This window comes from Streptococcus cristatus ATCC 51100, from assembly GCF_000222765.1.
In the GTDB taxonomy this organism is placed as follows: Bacteria; Bacillota; Bacilli; order Lactobacillales; family Streptococcaceae; genus Streptococcus; species Streptococcus cristatus.
Genome location: NZ_AFUE01000007.1, coordinates 57,681 through 73,783, shown reverse-complemented (window position 1 = coordinate 73,783; position 16,103 = coordinate 57,681). Strand labels below are relative to the sequence as shown.

17 protein-coding genes are annotated in these 16,103 nt (G+C 44.0%); 16 read left to right on the top strand and 1 reads right to left on the bottom strand.

Annotated features, from left to right (window positions below; genetic code table 11):
- The first annotated feature begins 1 nt into the window (after position 1).
- From ftsL to HMPREF9960_RS05800, 12 genes are all read left to right on the top strand, one after another.
- Positions 2-322 carry a cell division protein FtsL gene (gene ftsL / locus HMPREF9960_RS05860; RefSeq protein WP_005591835.1) on the top strand — a complete coding sequence of 107 codons (321 nt, stop codon included), beginning with the start codon at positions 2-4 and terminating at the stop codon, positions 320-322.
- Positions 315-2,600: a penicillin-binding protein PBP2X gene (gene pbp2x, locus HMPREF9960_RS05855; RefSeq protein WP_005591836.1), complete on the top strand. Its 2,286-nt coding sequence runs from the start codon at positions 315-317 to the stop codon at positions 2,598-2,600. The genes ftsL and pbp2x overlap by 8 nt, the downstream gene beginning before the upstream one ends.
- Before the next feature lies 1 nt (position 2,601).
- Positions 2,602-3,585 carry a phospho-N-acetylmuramoyl-pentapeptide-transferase gene (gene mraY / locus HMPREF9960_RS05850; RefSeq protein WP_005591837.1) on the top strand — a complete coding sequence of 328 codons (984 nt, stop codon included), beginning with the start codon at positions 2,602-2,604 and terminating at the stop codon, positions 3,583-3,585.
- Positions 3,586-3,686: 101 nt separating this feature from the next.
- Positions 3,687-5,030, top strand: a complete 1,344-nt coding sequence (locus HMPREF9960_RS05845; protein WP_005591838.1) for a DEAD/DEAH box helicase — start codon at positions 3,687-3,689, stop codon at positions 5,028-5,030.
- Between the two features lie 208 nt (positions 5,031-5,238).
- A complete protein-coding gene (locus HMPREF9960_RS05840) occupies positions 5,239-6,045 on the top strand; it encodes an amino acid ABC transporter permease (protein ID WP_005592287.1) in 807 nt (268 codons plus the stop codon).
- Positions 6,045-6,788 (top strand): amino acid ABC transporter ATP-binding protein, encoded by a 744-nt coding sequence (locus HMPREF9960_RS05835; protein WP_005591840.1) that lies wholly within the window; start codon positions 6,045-6,047, stop codon positions 6,786-6,788. The genes HMPREF9960_RS05840 and HMPREF9960_RS05835 overlap by 1 nt, the downstream gene beginning before the upstream one ends.
- A 94-nt stretch (positions 6,789-6,882) precedes the next feature.
- Positions 6,883-7,107: a DUF4059 family protein gene (locus HMPREF9960_RS05830; RefSeq protein WP_005591841.1), complete on the top strand. Its 225-nt coding sequence runs from the start codon at positions 6,883-6,885 to the stop codon at positions 7,105-7,107.
- Positions 7,108-7,175: 68 nt separating this feature from the next.
- Positions 7,176-8,087 (top strand): thioredoxin-disulfide reductase, encoded by a 912-nt coding sequence (trxB, locus tag HMPREF9960_RS05825; protein WP_005592292.1) that lies wholly within the window; start codon positions 7,176-7,178, stop codon positions 8,085-8,087.
- Between the two features lie 1,046 nt (positions 8,088-9,133).
- Positions 9,134-10,513 (top strand): bifunctional UDP-N-acetylglucosamine diphosphorylase/glucosamine-1-phosphate N-acetyltransferase GlmU, encoded by a 1,380-nt coding sequence (gene glmU / locus HMPREF9960_RS05815; protein ID WP_005591844.1) that lies wholly within the window; start codon positions 9,134-9,136, stop codon positions 10,511-10,513.
- 8 nt (positions 10,514-10,521) lie between these two features.
- On the top strand, positions 10,522-11,073 hold the full coding sequence (locus HMPREF9960_RS05810) for an NUDIX hydrolase (protein ID WP_005591845.1): 552 nt from the start codon (positions 10,522-10,524) through the stop codon (positions 11,071-11,073).
- A 12-nt stretch (positions 11,074-11,085) separates the two neighbouring features.
- Positions 11,086-11,397: a cell wall synthase accessory phosphoprotein MacP gene (gene macP / locus HMPREF9960_RS05805; protein ID WP_005591846.1), complete on the top strand. Its 312-nt coding sequence runs from the start codon at positions 11,086-11,088 to the stop codon at positions 11,395-11,397.
- 82 nt (positions 11,398-11,479) lie between these two features.
- Positions 11,480-12,172, top strand: a complete 693-nt coding sequence (locus HMPREF9960_RS05800) for a 5'-methylthioadenosine/adenosylhomocysteine nucleosidase (RefSeq protein WP_005591847.1) — start codon at positions 11,480-11,482, stop codon at positions 12,170-12,172.
- 52 nt (positions 12,173-12,224) lie between these two features.
- Here the strand turns inward: HMPREF9960_RS05800 and HMPREF9960_RS05795 are convergent, their stop codons facing one another.
- Positions 12,225-13,112, bottom strand: coding sequence for a YitT family protein (locus HMPREF9960_RS05795; RefSeq protein WP_005591848.1), 888 nt, complete (start codon positions 13,110-13,112; stop codon positions 12,225-12,227).
- A 180-nt stretch (positions 13,113-13,292) separates the two neighbouring features.
- Between HMPREF9960_RS05795 and tmk the strand changes: the two genes are divergently transcribed.
- From tmk to rsmI, 4 genes are read left to right on the top strand one after another with little or no spacing between them, the layout of a single operon-like run.
- A complete protein-coding gene (gene tmk, locus HMPREF9960_RS05790; RefSeq protein WP_005591850.1) occupies positions 13,293-13,931 on the top strand; it encodes a dTMP kinase in 639 nt (212 codons plus the stop codon).
- Positions 13,928-14,830, top strand: a complete 903-nt coding sequence (locus tag HMPREF9960_RS05785; protein WP_005591851.1) for a DNA polymerase III subunit delta' — start codon at positions 13,928-13,930, stop codon at positions 14,828-14,830. Before tmk ends, HMPREF9960_RS05785 begins: the two co-directional genes overlap by 4 nt.
- 9 nt (positions 14,831-14,839) lie before the next feature.
- On the top strand, positions 14,840-15,157 hold the full coding sequence (gene yabA, locus HMPREF9960_RS10485) for a DNA replication initiation control protein YabA (RefSeq protein ID WP_005591852.1): 318 nt from the start codon (positions 14,840-14,842) through the stop codon (positions 15,155-15,157).
- A 2-nt stretch (positions 15,158-15,159) separates the two neighbouring features.
- Positions 15,160-16,026, top strand: coding sequence for a 16S rRNA (cytidine(1402)-2'-O)-methyltransferase (gene rsmI / locus HMPREF9960_RS05775; RefSeq protein ID WP_005591853.1), 867 nt, complete (start codon positions 15,160-15,162; stop codon positions 16,024-16,026).
- Positions 16,027-16,103 lie beyond the last annotated feature (77 nt).

Here is a 16,103-nt window from a genome sequence, read left to right as displayed (position 1 = left end):
CATGGCAGAAAGAAAGCAACACCCTATTCAAAAACGGATTCGGAAATTTTCTCGAGTCGAAAAAGCCTTCTATGGCTCCATTATTTTAACAGCGATTATCCTTGCAGTCAGTATTGTGTTTATGCAGACCAAGCTATTGCAGGTCAACCATGATTTGACTGAAGTTAATGCTCAGATTGAGTCAGAGCAGGCTGAATTGGATAATATTAAGCAAGAAGTGAATGAATTGACACGTTATGAAAGGCTGTCCCAGTTGGCCAGCTCTCAGGATATGAAACTCCAAAAGGGAAATCGTAAGACAGTGAGTACAACCAATGAGTAATAGATTTTTAAAAAACATTCAGCGATATGCTTTAAAAAACAGACAGACACCTGAATACAATCGAAAAAGAGTGGGAAAAAGCATGAGTGCCTTGGCCGTCTTTCTTTTTTTCATTTTCTTGATTAATTTTGCGACCATTATCGGGACAGATCAGAAATTCGGTGTTAATTTGTCAAAAGGTGCTAAGCAAGTGCACCAAAAGACAGTCGTGGTCGCTGCCAAGCGAGGAACTATCTATGACCGCAACGGTGTCCCGATCGCTGAAGATGCAACGACTTATAACATTTATGCTGTTATTGATAAAAAATACAAATCCGCTGCTGGCAAGGTCCTCTATGTAGAGGAGTCCCAGTATGAAAAGGTTGCTGAGATTCTTAATCAACATCTAGGAATGGATAAGGACTATGTTAAGCAGCAACTTGCGCAAAAGGATTTAAAACAGGTTTCTTTTGGTTCCCAAGGAAATGGGATCACTTATAGTACTATGAGCTCTATCCGACAAGCGATGGAAAAGGAAAAGATAGAGGGGATTGATTTTACAACCAGCCCTAACCGTAGCTATAGTAATGGTATCTTTGCTTCGCAATTTATCGGTCAGGCTCAGATGCAAGAGGATAAAGATGGTAACAAAACTCTTGTAGGGAAATCAGGGATGGAGCAGTCGCTAGATCGTATTTTAGGTGGTCAGAATGGTCTGGTTACCTATGAAAAAGACAGCAAAGGAAACATCATCCCAGGTTCAGAGGAAGTTTCTGTTAAGACAGAAGACGGAAAAGATGTATATACAACCCTCTCTGCCCAGCTACAGACATACTTGGAAACGCGGATGGATGCCTTCCAAGAAACAGCTAAAGGAAAATTTGTCAGTGCGACTTTGGTCAGTGCCAAGACAGGCGAGATTCTAGCAACGACCCAGCGTCCGACTTATAATGCGGATACTAAAGAGGGCCTGAATGTAGATCATTTGAAAACTTGGAATAACTTCCTTTACCAGACGCAGTATGAGCCTGGATCAACGATGAAAGTTATGACTCTAGCCTCAGCGATTGATAATGGATCCTTTAATCCAACTGGAACATACGATAACTCGGAATATAAGATTGCAGATGCTACCATCCGCGACTGGGATGTAAACATGGGGTTATCAACAGGACAAGTCCTGACCTATGCTCAAGGTTTTACTTACTCTAGTAATGTTGGGATGACACGCATTGAGCAAGACATGGGAGATGCCAAGTGGATAGACTATCTATCAAAATTCAAATTTGGCTTACCGACTCGTTTTGGAATGGGCTATGAAGAATATGGTGCCTTGCCTACAGACAATGCTGTAACTATTGCTATGAGTTCCTTTGGACAAGGGATTGGGGTAACCCAAGTGCAGATGTTACGTGCCTTTTCGGCTATTTCAAATGATGGTGTTATGTTAGAGCCGAAATTTATCTCTGCTATTTATGATTCACGAACAGGTAGTGCCCGTAAATCCCAGCCAGAAATCGTTGGTCATCCAGTTTCAGGAAAAGCAGCGAAAACGACTCGGGACTATATGATTCAGGTCGGAACGGTCCCTTATTATGGAACACTGAATATCGGCGGAGAACCAGTTATCAAGGTTTCTGGGCAAGATGTGGCCGTAAAATCCGGAACAGCCCAAATTGCTACAGATAAGGGCTATTTGGAAGGGGAGAATAATTACATTTACTCCGTGGTAGCCATGACGCCAGCTGAAAGTCCAGATTTCATTATGTATGTCACTGTTCAGCAGCCTGAAGTTAAATTTTCACCACTTTTCTGGCAGGAAGTTGTTAATCCAGTCTTGGAAGAAGCTGTGGCGCTTAAAGACAGTTTGAATCTGACTGGTGATAGCCCTGCTTTGGAACTGGTTGAAAAAGAAACAACCTACAAAATGCCATCTATCGATGGTTTGACCAAGCAACTGAAGCTGAAAAATCAAATTAGCCCAGGAGGCTTGGCTGATGAGCTTCGCCGCAATCTAGTGCAGCCCGTCATCCTAGGAACAGGCAGTGAAATCAAGAAAATTTCTGTAAAAGAAGGGCAAGAACTGAAAGCTAATCAACAGATTTTGATTTTAAGTGATAACTTTGAAGATTTGCCAGATATGTATGGCTGGACTAAGGAAAATGTGGAGCAATTTGCTGAATGGCAAGGGCTGGAAGTCAATTTTAAAGGCAAAGGCTCAAAAGTTGTCAAGCAGAAGGAGAAGGTCAATACAGACCTGAAAAAACTGAAAAAAATAACCGTTACATTGGGAGACTAGCATGTTAACAGCAATTATTGCAGGAATTCTGACCTTTATCCTAACCCTTGTTGGGATTCCTGCCTTTATCCGTTTTTATCACAAGGCTCATATTTCAGGCCAGCAAATGCACGAGGATGTCAAGCAGCATCAGGCTAAGGCTGGAACGCCGACGATGGGGGGAACCGTCTTTCTGGTTGCTTCTGTTTTGGCTAGTTTTGTGACAGCCTTGCTTTCCCAACAACTGTCCAACGGCTTGATTATGATTCTCTTTATCTTGGTTCTCTACGGAATCGTTGGCTTTTTTGATGATTTCCTCAAGATCTTCCGTAAGATCAACGAAGGCCTGAATCCTAAACAGAAACTAGCTCTGCAGCTGGTAGGGGGAGTTATCTTTTACTTCTTCTACAATCAGCACGGGGCAGGCGACTCTCTCAATGTCTTTACGATTCCAGTGCAGCTGGGCTTCCTCTATATCTTCTTCGTCCTCTTTTGGCTGGTTGGTTTCTCCAACGCTGTCAATCTGACCGATGGAATTGATGGCTTGGCTAGTATCTCCGTTGCGATCAGCTTGGTGGCTTACGGAGTCATTGCTCTGGAGCAGAAGCGCTTTGACCTTCTTATTGTCATTATCAGCATGATTGGTGGTTTGCTAGGCTTCTTTGTCTTTAACCATAAGCCAGCTAAAATCTTTATGGGGGACGTGGGAAGTCTTGCCTTGGGTGGTATGCTTGCAGCCCTCTCCATTGCCTTGCACCAAGAGTGGACCTTGCTTCTGATCGGAATCGTCTATGTCTTTGAAACGACTTCTGTTATGATGCAGGTGACTTATTTCAAGTTGACGGGTGGCAAGCGGATTTTCCGTATGACGCCAGTCCATCACCACTTTGAACTGGGTGGCTTTTCTGGGCATGGTCAGCCTTGGAGCGAATGGAAGGTTGACTTCTTCTTCTGGGGCGTAGGTCTCTTAGCTAGCTTGCTGACGTTGGCCATTCTATATTTGTGATATGAAGGTGGGTGTAAGCCCGCCTTTTCTTGTCCTGAGCCGAGCAGAAAAGATATTTTTCTGGTATAATTAGATAAGATTAAGAGTAAACAGAGGAAAAAATGAAATTTACAGAATTTAACTTTAAAGATTATATTCAGGAAGCCCTCAAGGACCTGAACTTTGTGGAGGCGACAGAGGTTCAAGAAAAGCTGATTCCGGTTGTGTTATCTGGCCGAGACTTGGTCGGTGAATCTAAGACAGGATCAGGCAAGACGCATACCTTCTTGCTGCCCATCTTCCAAGAGCTGGACGAAGAGGCTGATAGTGTCCAAGCAGTGATTACAGCACCCAGCCGAGAATTAGCAACTCAGATCTATCAGGCTGCCCGTCAGCTAGCTAGCTTTTCAGAGCAAGAGATTCGAGTGGCCAACTATGTCGGCGGGACTGACAAGGCTCGCCAAATTGGCAAACTAGAGTCCAGCCAGCCCCATATCGTCATTGGAACACCGGGGCGGATTTATGACTTGGTCGAGTCAGGTGATTTGGCTATCCATAAGGCTCATACCTTTGTCGTGGACGAGGCTGATATGACGCTTGATATGGGATTTTTGGAGACGGTAGACCGGATTGCGGCTCGCTTGCCTAAAGACCTGCAGTTTTTAGTCTTCTCGGCTACCATTCCGCAGAAGCTCCAACCTTTCTTGAAAAAATACCTGTCCAATCCAGTCATGGAGCAGATTAAGACCAAGACAGTGATTGCGGATACTATTGATAATTGGCTCCTGTCAACCAAGGGGCGGGATAAGAATGCCCAGATTTATGAGATTAGTCAGATCCTCCAGCCTTATCTGGCTATGATTTTCGTCAATACTAAGACTCGGGCGGATGAATTGCAGGTCTATCTGACTGCGCAAGGGCTAAAAGTAGCTAAGATTCACGGTGACATCCCGCCGCGGGAGCGCAAGCGTATCATGAATCAGGTCAAGAATCTGGATTTTGAATACATCGTAGCGACGGACTTGGCGGCTCGGGGGATTGACATCGAGGGCGTTAGCCATGTCATCAATGATGCCATTCCGCAGGATTTATCTTTCTTTGTCCATCGCGTTGGTCGGACTGGACGAAATGGTCTTCCCGGCACAGCCATTACCCTCTATCAGCCGAGTGACGATTCTGATATTCGTGAGTTGGAAAAGCTGGGCATCAAGTTTACTCCTAAGATGATCAAAAATGGCGAATTTCAAGATACCTACGACCGGGATCGCCGCGCTAATCGGGAGAAGACCAAGGAGAAGCTGGACACAGAAATGATTGGTCTGGTCAAGAAGAAAAAGAAAAAAATCAAACCAGGCTATAAGAAGAAAATCCAATGGGCAGTTAATGAAAAGCGCCGTAAGACCAAGCGAGCTGAGAACCGCGCACGTGGTCGGGCAGAACGCAAGGCTAAGCGCCAGACTTTTTAGCTATAAATTCTTTCTATGGACGATATAGAAAAATTATATTTTAAAGACCAGTGAAACTATGATAGACTAGGATTACTGGTCTATTTTATTGTTATTTCCCATCTATCTATTAAAGGTTTAAAGATTACCTATTCTTGATGCCAAATAGTTTTCATCTGGGCCAAATTATGATAGAATAATGCATTATCGAGAAAGAGAAGTAATTGAAATGTTTACAACTTATATCCTAGCTGCAAACTGGTATGAAGAGCTCTTGAAGCTCCTTCCAGACGGTAAACTGTTTAGTCTACGGGCTGTTTTTGATGCCATTCCAGCGATCCTGAAAACCTTGCCTGTCACACTTTTGTTGACGCTGGGTGGGGCATTTTTTGGCATCATCTTGGCCATGATTTTTGCAGTGGTCAAGATTAACCGCACGAGAATTCTGTATCCTATTCAGTCTCTCTTTGTGAGCTTCCTCCGTGGGACGCCTCTTTTAGTTCAGCTCATGTTGACTTATTTTGGGATTCCGCTCCTGCTGAAAGCTATCAATCAAAAATATGGGACGGCCTTTAATATCAATGCCATTCCTGCCTCAGTCTTTGCTATTATCGCCTTTGCCTTTAATGAAGCGGCCTATGCCAGCGAGACGATTCGGGCAGCGATTCTTTCGGTGGATCCGGGTGAGATTGAAGCAGCTCGCAGTCTGGGAATGACTAATCGCCAAGTCTATCTGCGGGTCATCATTCCTAATGCAGCAGTTGTGGCAACACCGACTCTGATTAACTCCCTCATCGGCTTGACCAAGGGAACTTCTCTGGCCTTTAGTGCGGGTGTCGTAGAAGTCTTTGCCAAGGCTCAGGCTATCGGTGGTTCGGATTATCGTTATTTTGAGCGCTTCATTTCCGTTTCGATTATTTACTGGATTGTCAATATCGTGATTGAGCAAATCGGTCGTGCGATTGAAAAGGCTATGGATATCAAGGCGCCAGCCAATCTGGACAAAATGGAGCAAGCGCAAGGAGGTAGGATTTGATGATTAAAATTTCCCAGTTAAGTAAGGAATTTTCTGGACAAAAGGTCTTGGATAATCTGAGTTTGGAAATTCAAAAAGGCGAAGTCATTGCTCTAATAGGCTCTTCAGGTGCTGGTAAATCAACCTTCCTGCGTAGCCTTAACTATCTGGAACAGCCAGACAGCGGAAGGATTGAAATTGATAACTTTAAAGTGGATTTTTCAACTATTTCACCAGATAAAATTTTGACTCTGCGTCGAAAATTGGCCATGGTTTTCCAACAGTTCAATTTATTTTCCCGTCGGACGGCTCTGGAAAATGTCAAGGAAGGTCTGCTGGTAGTTAAAAACTTATCTGATCAAGAAGCGACTAAAATTGCCAAGGAAGAGTTGGCAAAGGTTGGCCTGTCTGACCGTGAGAATCATTATCCCAAGCATTTATCAGGCGGTCAAAAACAGCGAGTGGCTTTAGCGCGGGCCTTGGCCATGAAGCCAGATGTTCTCTTGCTGGATGAGCCGACCTCAGCCCTTGACCCAGAGCTAGTCGGTGAGGTAGAGAAATCCATTGCTGACGCTGCTAAAGCAGGACAAACCATGATTCTGGTCAGCCACGATATCTCTTTTGTTTCTCAGGTAGCAGATCGGGTGCTTTTCTTGGATAAGGGGCATATTATCGAGTCAGGCAGTCCAGAGGAGATTATCAATTATCCCAAGGAAGCGAGAACCAAAGAATTCTTTGCTAGTTACAAACGGACTTATATTTGATATAATAGAAAAAGTGAAAGCTCAGTTGGCTAGACCAGCTGGGTTTGTTTTCGACTAAAACCTTTTTAAGGCAACTGATTATTGAGGAGCTGACATGTTAATTAAGATTTTTTCTCTCTATATCCAAAGTCTCATCTATACGACGATTCTGGTAGGACTTGTCGATGGCTTCTGGTTTCTATTGCAGAGACTTGGCCGCAAGGATCGGACGCTTGCGGTAGGCCAAAGCCAAATTTACGATCTTCTTTTGATTACAATTATGACGATTCCAATTTTGTCTTTTACGATTTTTGGTTTACTGGTTGTTCTTAAAGCCTAAATACTTGTAAAAGATACGCTAGTTTGTTAGAATAACAGTAGTTACAACAAAGAGAAAGGAAAAAGATGATGTACGATACAATGATTATTGGAGCTGGTCCTGCGGGAATGACAGCAGCCCTCTATGCTGCTAGAAGTAATCTAAAAGTGGCCCTGCTGGAACGCGGTATTTACGGCGGCCAGATGAATAATACTGCGGAGATTGAAAATTATCCCGGTTATGCTCGTATCAGCGGACCAGAGCTGGCTGAAAAGATGTTTGAGCCCCTAGAAAATCTAGGCGTAGAGCATTTGTTTGGTCAAGTTGAAAAAATTGAAGACCATGGCGACTATAAGAAAATCATTACTGAGGATGAAGTATTTGAGACCAAGACAGTGATTTTGGCTCCTGGTGCCAACCATCGTCATCTAGGAGTTCCTGGCGAGGAAGAATACAATAGCCGCGGCGTTTCCTACTGTGCGGTCTGCGATGGTGCCTTTTTCCGTGATGAGGATCTCTTAGTGGTCGGAGGCGGCGATTCTGCCGTTGAGGAAGCGATTTTTCTCACGCGCTTTGCAAAGTCTGTGACCATTGTTCACCGTCGTGACCAACTGCGGGCGCAGCAGCTCTTGCAGGAGCGAGCCTTTGCCAATGAAAAAATCAGCTTTATCTGGGATTCTGTCGTAAAAGAAATCAAAGGAGACGACCGCAGGGTAACCAGTGTGGTTTTTGGAAATGTCAAAACAGGACAGAGCAGCGAGTCAGACTTTGGTGGCGTCTTTGTTTATGTCGGCCTAGATCCTGTTAGCGACTTTGTCAAAGATCTGGGTATTTGCAATGAAGATGGCTGGATTGTGACGGATCAACATATGAAAACAGCTATTGACGGCATTTATGCTATTGGTGATGTTCGTCAGAAAGACCTACGCCAAATCACCACAGCCGTTGGAGACGGAGCAGTAGCAGGCCAAGAAGTTTATAAATACATCACAGAGCATTAAACAGGAAGAGGATGGGAATAAGACCAAGAATGATTGATTTTTGATCCAGTTCTTTCTACTATGGGGCTAATTTTGAATTGTAGTGGATTGAAGAGAAGTCATAATATGGAGAAGATCAACTTGGTCTTCTCTTTTTTATGGCTAAATTGTAAATATCGTACAAGAAAAAAACTCATAGAACCTCAATTAGTGTGAACGGTAAGTCATCAGACTAACAGTTCCACTGGGAGATTCTATGAGTTTTTATCGTCGCACACTTCCCCAATAATATTTCCATCTTGTTTTTTCAAGGTATTTTTTGAATGCGATCAATTCATCGGACTTATTCTTGAGCACCTCGTCACATACAAAAGGGTACAACTTAAATGCTAAATAACTAATTTGGTCCCCCTTCTGTAGCCCCTTGGCACTATTTAGGAGCTCTTCACGTAGCTTTGAGCTAATGATGATACTATCGCTATTATAGATTCTGTCAATCTGTTGGTAGTATTCATCTCTCTTCTTGCGATTTTTAGTAAATATCATAACCAAGATCTCCTTACAAGTTTAAATATATAATTAGCCAGATAAAAACAAGAAAACTAGAAAGTGGAGCTCACAATCCTTGGACCCTATCATCCCAAAGTGGTTCACATAAAAATGGTATTGCCCTAGCAGATTTGTAGAGCTTTCTGCACTTCATAAGGCAGGGGTGAACATTTGATTTTATGTCATTATAGCAAATATTTCATTACTTATCAATTTTAAATGTGTAATCGCCAACCAAATTTTGATAATAGAAGCAATAGACCTATAGTGTTTAAGGAGAACAATTTGCTGGTCATTCGCTGCTATCAAAAGCTAGTATAAACGAAGGAAAAAAACGTTTTCCGCTAAAAGAACTTTAAAGAATTGGTCTGGATGGAGTGGATTGCAAATTGAGCAGAGTGATTTGGTTCATAAATCTTTTTCTCTAAGTGCGATTCCCTGCTTCTGCAATTAGCATTTTAAAAAATTCTCTTTTAGTGGTATAATAAGGGTAATATCTTAGAGAAAAGAGTTCATTTATGACAAATTATGCCGTTATTTTGGCTGCGGGTAAGGGTACCCGCATGAAATCAGATTTACCAAAGGTATTGCACAAGGTAGCAGGAATTTCCATGCTAGAGCACGTTTTCCGCAGTGTTAGTGCGATTGAGCCTGAGAAGACTGTTACTGTTATCGGGCACAAGGCGGAGCTGGTCGAGCAAGTCTTGGCTGGTCAGACAGAGTTTGTCCGTCAGACCGAGCAGCTGGGAACTGGTCACGCGGTTATGATGGCCGAGCCTGTTTTGGAAAATCTAACTGGTCAAACCTTGGTCATTGCTGGCGACACTCCCCTGATTACGGGAGAAAGCTTGAAAAATTTGATTGATTTTCATATCAATCACAAGAATGTTGCGACAATCCTGACAGCAGAAGCGGACAATCCATTTGGTTATGGCCGGATCGTGCGCAACCAGCACGGAGAAGTGATCAAAATCGTTGAGCAAAAAGATGCTTCAGATTTTGAGCAGCAAATCAAGGAAATCAATACGGGTACTTATGTCTTTGATAATGCCCGTCTCTTTGAGGCCCTCAAAAATATCAATACCAACAATGCTCAAGGCGAATACTATATCACAGATGTGATTGGCATTTTCCGCGAGAATGGTGAAAAAGTTGGTGCTTATACGCTGAAAGACTTTGATGAAAGCCTCGGTGTCAATGACCGCGTGGCTTTGGCGACAGCTGAAAGCATTATGCGTCGCCGAATTAACCAGCAGCACATGATTAACGGTGTCAGCTTTGTCAATCCAGATGCGACCTATATTGATGTAGATGTAGAAATCGCACCTGAAGTGCAAATTGAAGCCAATGTGACTCTGAAAGGTCAAACCAAGATTGGGGCAGAGACGATCCTGACCAATGGGACTTATATTGTAGATTCAGAAATTGGAGAGCGAGCTGTCATTACCAGCTCCATGATTGAAGAGTCTAGCTTGGCAGATGGTGTGACGGTCGGGCCTTACGCTCACATTCGTCCAGGTTCTAGTCTGGCTAAGGATGTCCATGTCGGCAACTTTGTAGAAGTTAAGGGTTCTTCTATCGGTGAAAATACTAAGGCTGGACATCTAACCTACATCGGGAATGCTGAGGTTGGCGCTAATGTCAACTTTGGTGCGGGAACAATTACGGTCAATTATGATGGTCAGAAGAAGTACAAGACTATCATTGGCGATAATGTCTTTGTTGGTTCCAACTCGACCATTATTGCTCCAGTTGAGCTGGGTGACAATTCACTGGTCGGTGCGGGTTCTACGATTACGAAGGATGTGCCAGCAGATGCTATCGCTCTGGGACGTGGCCGTCAGATTAACAAGGAAGATTACGCTAAGCGGCTTCCTCATCATCCTCAAAATAAGTAGGTTTAGTCATGGAATTTGAAGAAAAGACCGTCCAACGGACGGAGATTTATCAAGGACCGATTTTTAAAGTGGTTCAGGACCAGGTAGAGCTGCCAGAGGGCAAAGGCCAAGCCCAACGGGATTTGATTTTTCATAATGGCGCGGTAGCCGTGATTGCTATCACTCCGGAAAATAAGATGATTTTAGTCAAGCAGTACCGCAAGGCAATTGAAGCGACTTCTTACGAGATCCCAGCTGGCAAGCTGGAGCTAGGAGAGAATGCTGATCCCCAAGCAGCGGCCCTCCGAGAATTAGAAGAAGAGACAGGCTACACAGGACAGCTGGAGTTGGTCTATGATTTCTACTCTGCCATCGGTTTTTGCAATGAAAAAATCAAGCTCTACAGCGCCAGCCATTTAACAAAGGTCGAAAACCCTCGTCCCCAAGACGAGGATGAAACATTGGAACTTTTTGAAGTTAGTCTGGAAGAGGCGGAGCAGTTGCTGCAAAACGGTGACATCTGCGATGCCAAGACCATCATGGCTCTTCAGTACTGGCAACAAAAAAATCTGAATAAATAGGAATGTAGATCAATGGGAAAAGCTTTATTAACAGATGAAATCATTGAGCGGGCTAATCGTGGAGAACATATTGATGGTCCCTTGCTGATGGACGATGAAGAAACTAAGGTCATTTCTATTGCTAGAAAAGGAACTTTTGGCTATGCTGCTCCACGGCGAGCTGTCAATCAGGATACTCTGCAGATTGAAGTTGAACCGACAGTTATCAAAAGTCGTCGAATCGAAAATCAAAAACGAAGTATTTTTCAGGCTAAGTTAAACAAAATCCTGTTCTGGATTGTGCTTCTTTTGATTGGATTAATTGCGGCTATTATTTGGCTATGATAAAGAAGGGGAGTGACGGAAACGAGAAAATGAAACTCTGCTTCCTCTCCCTCTTTTTAATGTAAAAAGGAAAGAATGAATCATGAAAATCGGAATTATCGCAGCTATGCCTGAGGAGTTGAAACTGCTGGTGGAGCATCTGGAAATGGCTGAAAAACACCAGCGCCTAGGGCATGTTTATTATACTGGTCGGATTGGCCATCATGAGGTTGTCCTGGTGGAAAGTGGAATTGGCAAAGTCATGTCAGCCATGAGTGTAGCTGTTTTAGCCAATGACTTTGAGGTGACGGCGGTCATCAATACGGGTTCCGCTGGAGCAGTAGCTTCGGGCTTGGAAATCGGAGATGTAGTGGTGGCAGATCGTTTGGTCTACCATGATGTGGATGTGACAGCTTTTGGCTATGACTACGGTCAAATGGCACGGCAACCTCTCTACTATGAAGCCAGTCGCTACTTGGTTGAGGAGATGAAAGCAGTGCTGGAAAAGAACCAGCAGGTGAGCCAAGTCGGCTTGATTGCGACGGGAGATAGCTTTATCGCTGGGCAGGACAAGATTGACCAAATTAAACAACATTTTCCTGATGTTTTGGCAGTCGAAATGGAGGGAGCAGCCATTGCCCAAGCCGCTCATTCTCTTGGATTGCCTTTTATGGTCATTCGTGCGATGAGCGATACAGCCAGCCATGATGCCAATATCACTTTTGATGAATTTATCATAGAAGCAGGGAAGCGCTCAGCTGAAACTCTCATTCAATTATTGAATAACTTAGAATAAAAAAGACTTCAGAATGATTGTTCATTCTGAAGTCTTTTCGTTTAGGATAAATTTATTTGACGATAGGCTGTTTGTTAGAGTCTAAGGTAAAACCTTCTCCTAAGATTTCATGGGCCTCTGTAATGGTTGTAAAGGCAAATGGATCGATATCATTGATGAGTTTCTTCATTTGCTGCATTTCGTTACGAGAGACAACGCAATAAACGATTTGCAAATCTTGCTTGCTATAGAAGCCCTGTCCTTGCAGATAGGTAACGCCTCTTCCAAGTTTTTCATTGATGGCTTCAGCTAGTTCTATTGGTTTGCTGGTGACAATTAGGAAGCCTTTGCCCGCGAAGCCACCCTCAGCAATCAAGTCAATAACACGAGAGGTGATAAAGACAAACATGAGTGTATAAGAAACCATGCGTAGATCTTTAAAGACTAAAAGAACCAGAGAGATCACGATGAAGTCCACTGTCAGCATGAGGCGGCCCATGGAGATGCTGGTATATTTATTGAAGATACGAGCTACGATATCGGTACCACCAGTCGTTCCTCCGGCATTGAAAATGATGCCTAGGCCAACTCCAAGGATAATTCCCGTTCCAAGGCAGGCCAGTAAGACGTCGCCATCCAAGGAAGAAAAGAAATAGTCTTGCAAGTGTTTGGAAGCAGGCAGCATCTCGAATACTTTGAGCCAAGCTGATACAGAAAAAGTCCCTAAAATACTAAGGTAAAGGGTGCGATTTCCCAGTAATTTCCAAGCGAGAATAAAGAGTGGAATATTGATGACCAAATTGGTGGTTGATACAGGGATCCTGAAGAGGTAGTAGACAATCAAGGTGATCCCCGTTGCTCCGCCCTCATATAAGTGAAAAGGAATTACTAAATAATGAATCCCAAAAGAAAAAATTCCAGCCCCCAGAATGATGGCTAGTATATTTTTAAATTTAAACATCAGACTCTCCTAAGAATTTTCTGACTCTATTTTATCAAAAGTTTTCATTTTTGAAAATAATATGAAATAGTTTTCGAGAAATTCTTCTATGGGCTTTTGGGATAATTTTTGGTACAATAAAGCATAGACTAAAATAGGAATTTCTGTATCCATTGGCAGAATGAATGTAAAAGGAAAACAATGAAAAAAGGTGTTTTTATATCGCTAGAAGGACCAGAAGGTGCTGGGAAGACCAGTGTTTTAGAGGCTTTGCTGCCTCAGCTGAAAGAGATGGGCTATGAGTTGCTGACGACGAGAGAGCCTGGCGGTGTCGCTATTTCTGAAAAAATCCGCGAGGTGATTTTGGATAAGGGGCACACAGCCATGGATGCTAAGGCCGAGCTGCTGCTTTATATTGCTAGCCGACGTCAGCATCTGGCGGAGAAGGTTCTGCCTGCTTTGGAGCAAGGGACATGGGTCTTGCAAGATCGTTTTATTGATAGCTCGGTGGCCTACCAAGGCTACGGACGGGGCTTGGCGGTTGACGATGTGGAATGGCTCAATCAGTTTGCGACTGATGGACTCAAGCCAGATTTGACCCTCTATTTCGATATTGATGTCAAGGAAGGTCTGGCTCGCATTGCTCGAAATAAGGAGCGCGAAGTCAATCGTTTGGATCTAGAAGGCCTCGACCTGCATGAGCGCGTGCGTCAAGGCTATCTGGCTATTTTAGAAAAGGAACCAGGACGTGTCGTCAAGATAGATGCTAGTCAGCCACTGGAGCAAGTCGTGGCCGACAGTTTGGCAGTTATTAAAGAACGTTTTATCAAAGAAAAATGACAGTAGAAGAATTACGTCAGGCCCAGCCTCAGCTTACAGAAACTTTTCAGCAAATCTTAGAATCAGGGCGGCTCAATCATGCTTATTTATTTTCGGGGAATTTTTCCAGTTTTGCCATGGCTTTGACCTTGTCCCAGAGTCTCTTTTGTGAGAATCGTCAGGGAGTTTGGCCCTGCGGTACTTGCCGGTCCTGTCGCTTGATTGAGAGTGAGGATTTCTCGGATGTGACGGTTGTGCGGCCGGTGAATGGCATTATCAAAACGGAGCGCATTCGTGAGTTAGTGAGAAATTTCTCCCAGAGCGGTATGGAGGGCAACAGACAGGTCTTTATCATCTGTGATGCAGATAAGATGCACGTCAATGCCGCTAATTCCCTCCTCAAAGTCATCGAAGAGCCCCAAAGTGAGATTTATATTTTTCTTTTGACGGCCGATGAGCATCTGATTTTGCCTACTATCAAGAGCCGAACGCAGATTTTCCACTTTCGGAAGAATCAGGCCACTCTCCAGTACCAGCTGGAAGAGTCTGGCTTGATCAAAAGTCAGGCTGAGTTGCTGGCTGCATATAGCCAGACCCAGGAAGAAGCCGATCAGCTGGCTTCCAACAGGTCTTTCTTTGAGCTGGTCAGTGAGAGTCAGCGATTTGTCAAAGCTGCCCTGACCAATGAGAATCAGGCTTATCTCCAAGTGGCCAAGCTGGCTAAACTGGCTGAGGACAAGGATAAACAGGAGCAGGCCCTTAAAGTCTTGGAAGTCTTGCTGGCCAAGGAACTTGGAAGCGAGGCAGGTCGCAAGAAACTGGAAGATCTCTTAGAAGCAAAGAAGATGTGGCGAGCCAATGTGTCTTTTCAAAATGCTCTGGAATACATGATTTTAAAAGCCAGTGCCCAAGCAAGATAGGAGCAGATAATGAATAAAAAAGAACTATTTGATGCCTTGGATGATTTTTCTCAGACGCTTTTAGTGACCCTTGCCGAGGTAGAGGCCATCAAGAAAAATCTCAAGAGTGTCGTAGAGGAAAATATCGTCCTCCAGCTAGAAAATGACAAGCTGAGAGAGCGACTAGGTGAGGTAGAGCAAGCAGCACCGGTTAAAATCAATAAAAATCGGGACAATCTCCGCAAACTGTACTACGATGGTTTTCATGTGTGTACAGATTTTTATGGTCAACGCCGAGAAAACGATGCGGAGTGCATGTTCTGCGACGAGTTGTTATTCAGGGAGTAGAAATGCAGATTCAAAAGAGTTTTAAGGGACAGTCGCCTTACGGTAAGCTGTATTTGGTGGCGACGCCCATTGGAAATATGGATGACATGAGCATTCGCATGGTCAATACCCTCAAGGAAGTGGATGTCATTGCGGCTGAAGATACTAGAAATACGGGCCTTCTGCTCAAACACTTTGGGATTGAGACGCGGCAGATCAGCTTTCATGAGCACAATGCTCAGGAAAAGATACCGGTCTTGCTGGACTTGCTCAAGTCAGGTCAAAATCTAGCCCAGGTTTCCGATGCAGGCTTGCCTAGTATTTCGGATCCGGGTCATGATTTGGTCAAGGCGGCTATTGCTGAGGACATTGCTGTGGTGACGGTTCCGGGGCCTAGCGCCGGGATTTCCGCTCTGATTGCCAGTGGTTTAGTGCCTCAGCCTCATATTTTTTATGGTTTCTTGCCTCGTAAGTCTGGGCAGCAGAAGGAATTTTTCGAGAGTAAAAAGACTTATCCAGAGACACAGATCTTTTACGAGTCTCCCCACAGGGTCAAGGCTACGCTGGAAAATATGCTAGAAGTTTACGGCGACCGCTCGGTGGTCTTGGTTCGGGAATTAACCAAAATCTATGAAGAATACCAACGAGGAAGGATTTCTGAGTTGATAGACTATCTGGCGGAGACTGCACTCAAGGGCGAGTGCCTCCTGATTGTGGCTGGTGCAAGCTTGGAGAAGGAAGACAAAGCGGATGCGGATCTTTTGGCTGAAATTGACAGCTTGGTCCAATCCGGTAGCAAGAAAAATCAGGCCATCAAAGAAGTAGCCAAAAAATACGGGCGCAATAAGAGTCAGCTCTATGCCCTTTATCATGATGAAGGCAGAAACTAGTCCTATCGGGCTAGTTTTTTTGTTCAAAATCCTCCTTTTGTTCGGGAATTTCCCCAAAAGAAAAATATCTTTGAAAG

Coding starts and splice junctions, on each gene's coding strand:
- HMPREF9960_RS05810 (WP_005591845.1), top strand. CDS start 10,522: ATGGAATTTGAAGAAAAGACCGTCCAACGGACGGAGATTTATCAAGGA.
- ftsL (WP_005591835.1), top strand. CDS start 2: ATGGCAGAAAGAAAGCAACACCCTATTCAAAAACGGATTCGGAAATTT.
- HMPREF9960_RS05835 (WP_005591840.1), top strand. CDS start 6,045: ATGATTAAAATTTCCCAGTTAAGTAAGGAATTTTCTGGACAAAAGGTC.
- HMPREF9960_RS05840 (WP_005592287.1), top strand. CDS start 5,239: ATGTTTACAACTTATATCCTAGCTGCAAACTGGTATGAAGAGCTCTTG.
- macP (WP_005591846.1), top strand. CDS start 11,086: ATGGGAAAAGCTTTATTAACAGATGAAATCATTGAGCGGGCTAATCGT.
- HMPREF9960_RS05800 (WP_005591847.1), top strand. CDS start 11,480: ATGAAAATCGGAATTATCGCAGCTATGCCTGAGGAGTTGAAACTGCTG.
- rsmI (WP_005591853.1), top strand. CDS start 15,160: ATGCAGATTCAAAAGAGTTTTAAGGGACAGTCGCCTTACGGTAAGCTG.
- pbp2x (WP_005591836.1), top strand. CDS start 315: ATGAGTAATAGATTTTTAAAAAACATTCAGCGATATGCTTTAAAAAAC.
- HMPREF9960_RS05830 (WP_005591841.1), top strand. CDS start 6,883: ATGTTAATTAAGATTTTTTCTCTCTATATCCAAAGTCTCATCTATACG.
- glmU (WP_005591844.1), top strand. CDS start 9,134: ATGACAAATTATGCCGTTATTTTGGCTGCGGGTAAGGGTACCCGCATG.
- mraY (WP_005591837.1), top strand. CDS start 2,602: ATGTTAACAGCAATTATTGCAGGAATTCTGACCTTTATCCTAACCCTT.
- HMPREF9960_RS05795 (WP_005591848.1), bottom strand. CDS start 13,112: ATGTTTAAATTTAAAAATATACTAGCCATCATTCTGGGGGCTGGAATT.
- HMPREF9960_RS05785 (WP_005591851.1), top strand. CDS start 13,928: ATGACAGTAGAAGAATTACGTCAGGCCCAGCCTCAGCTTACAGAAACT.
- tmk (WP_005591850.1), top strand. CDS start 13,293: ATGAAAAAAGGTGTTTTTATATCGCTAGAAGGACCAGAAGGTGCTGGG.
- HMPREF9960_RS05845 (WP_005591838.1), top strand. CDS start 3,687: ATGAAATTTACAGAATTTAACTTTAAAGATTATATTCAGGAAGCCCTC.
- yabA (WP_005591852.1), top strand. CDS start 14,840: ATGAATAAAAAAGAACTATTTGATGCCTTGGATGATTTTTCTCAGACG.
- trxB (WP_005592292.1), top strand. CDS start 7,176: ATGTACGATACAATGATTATTGGAGCTGGTCCTGCGGGAATGACAGCA.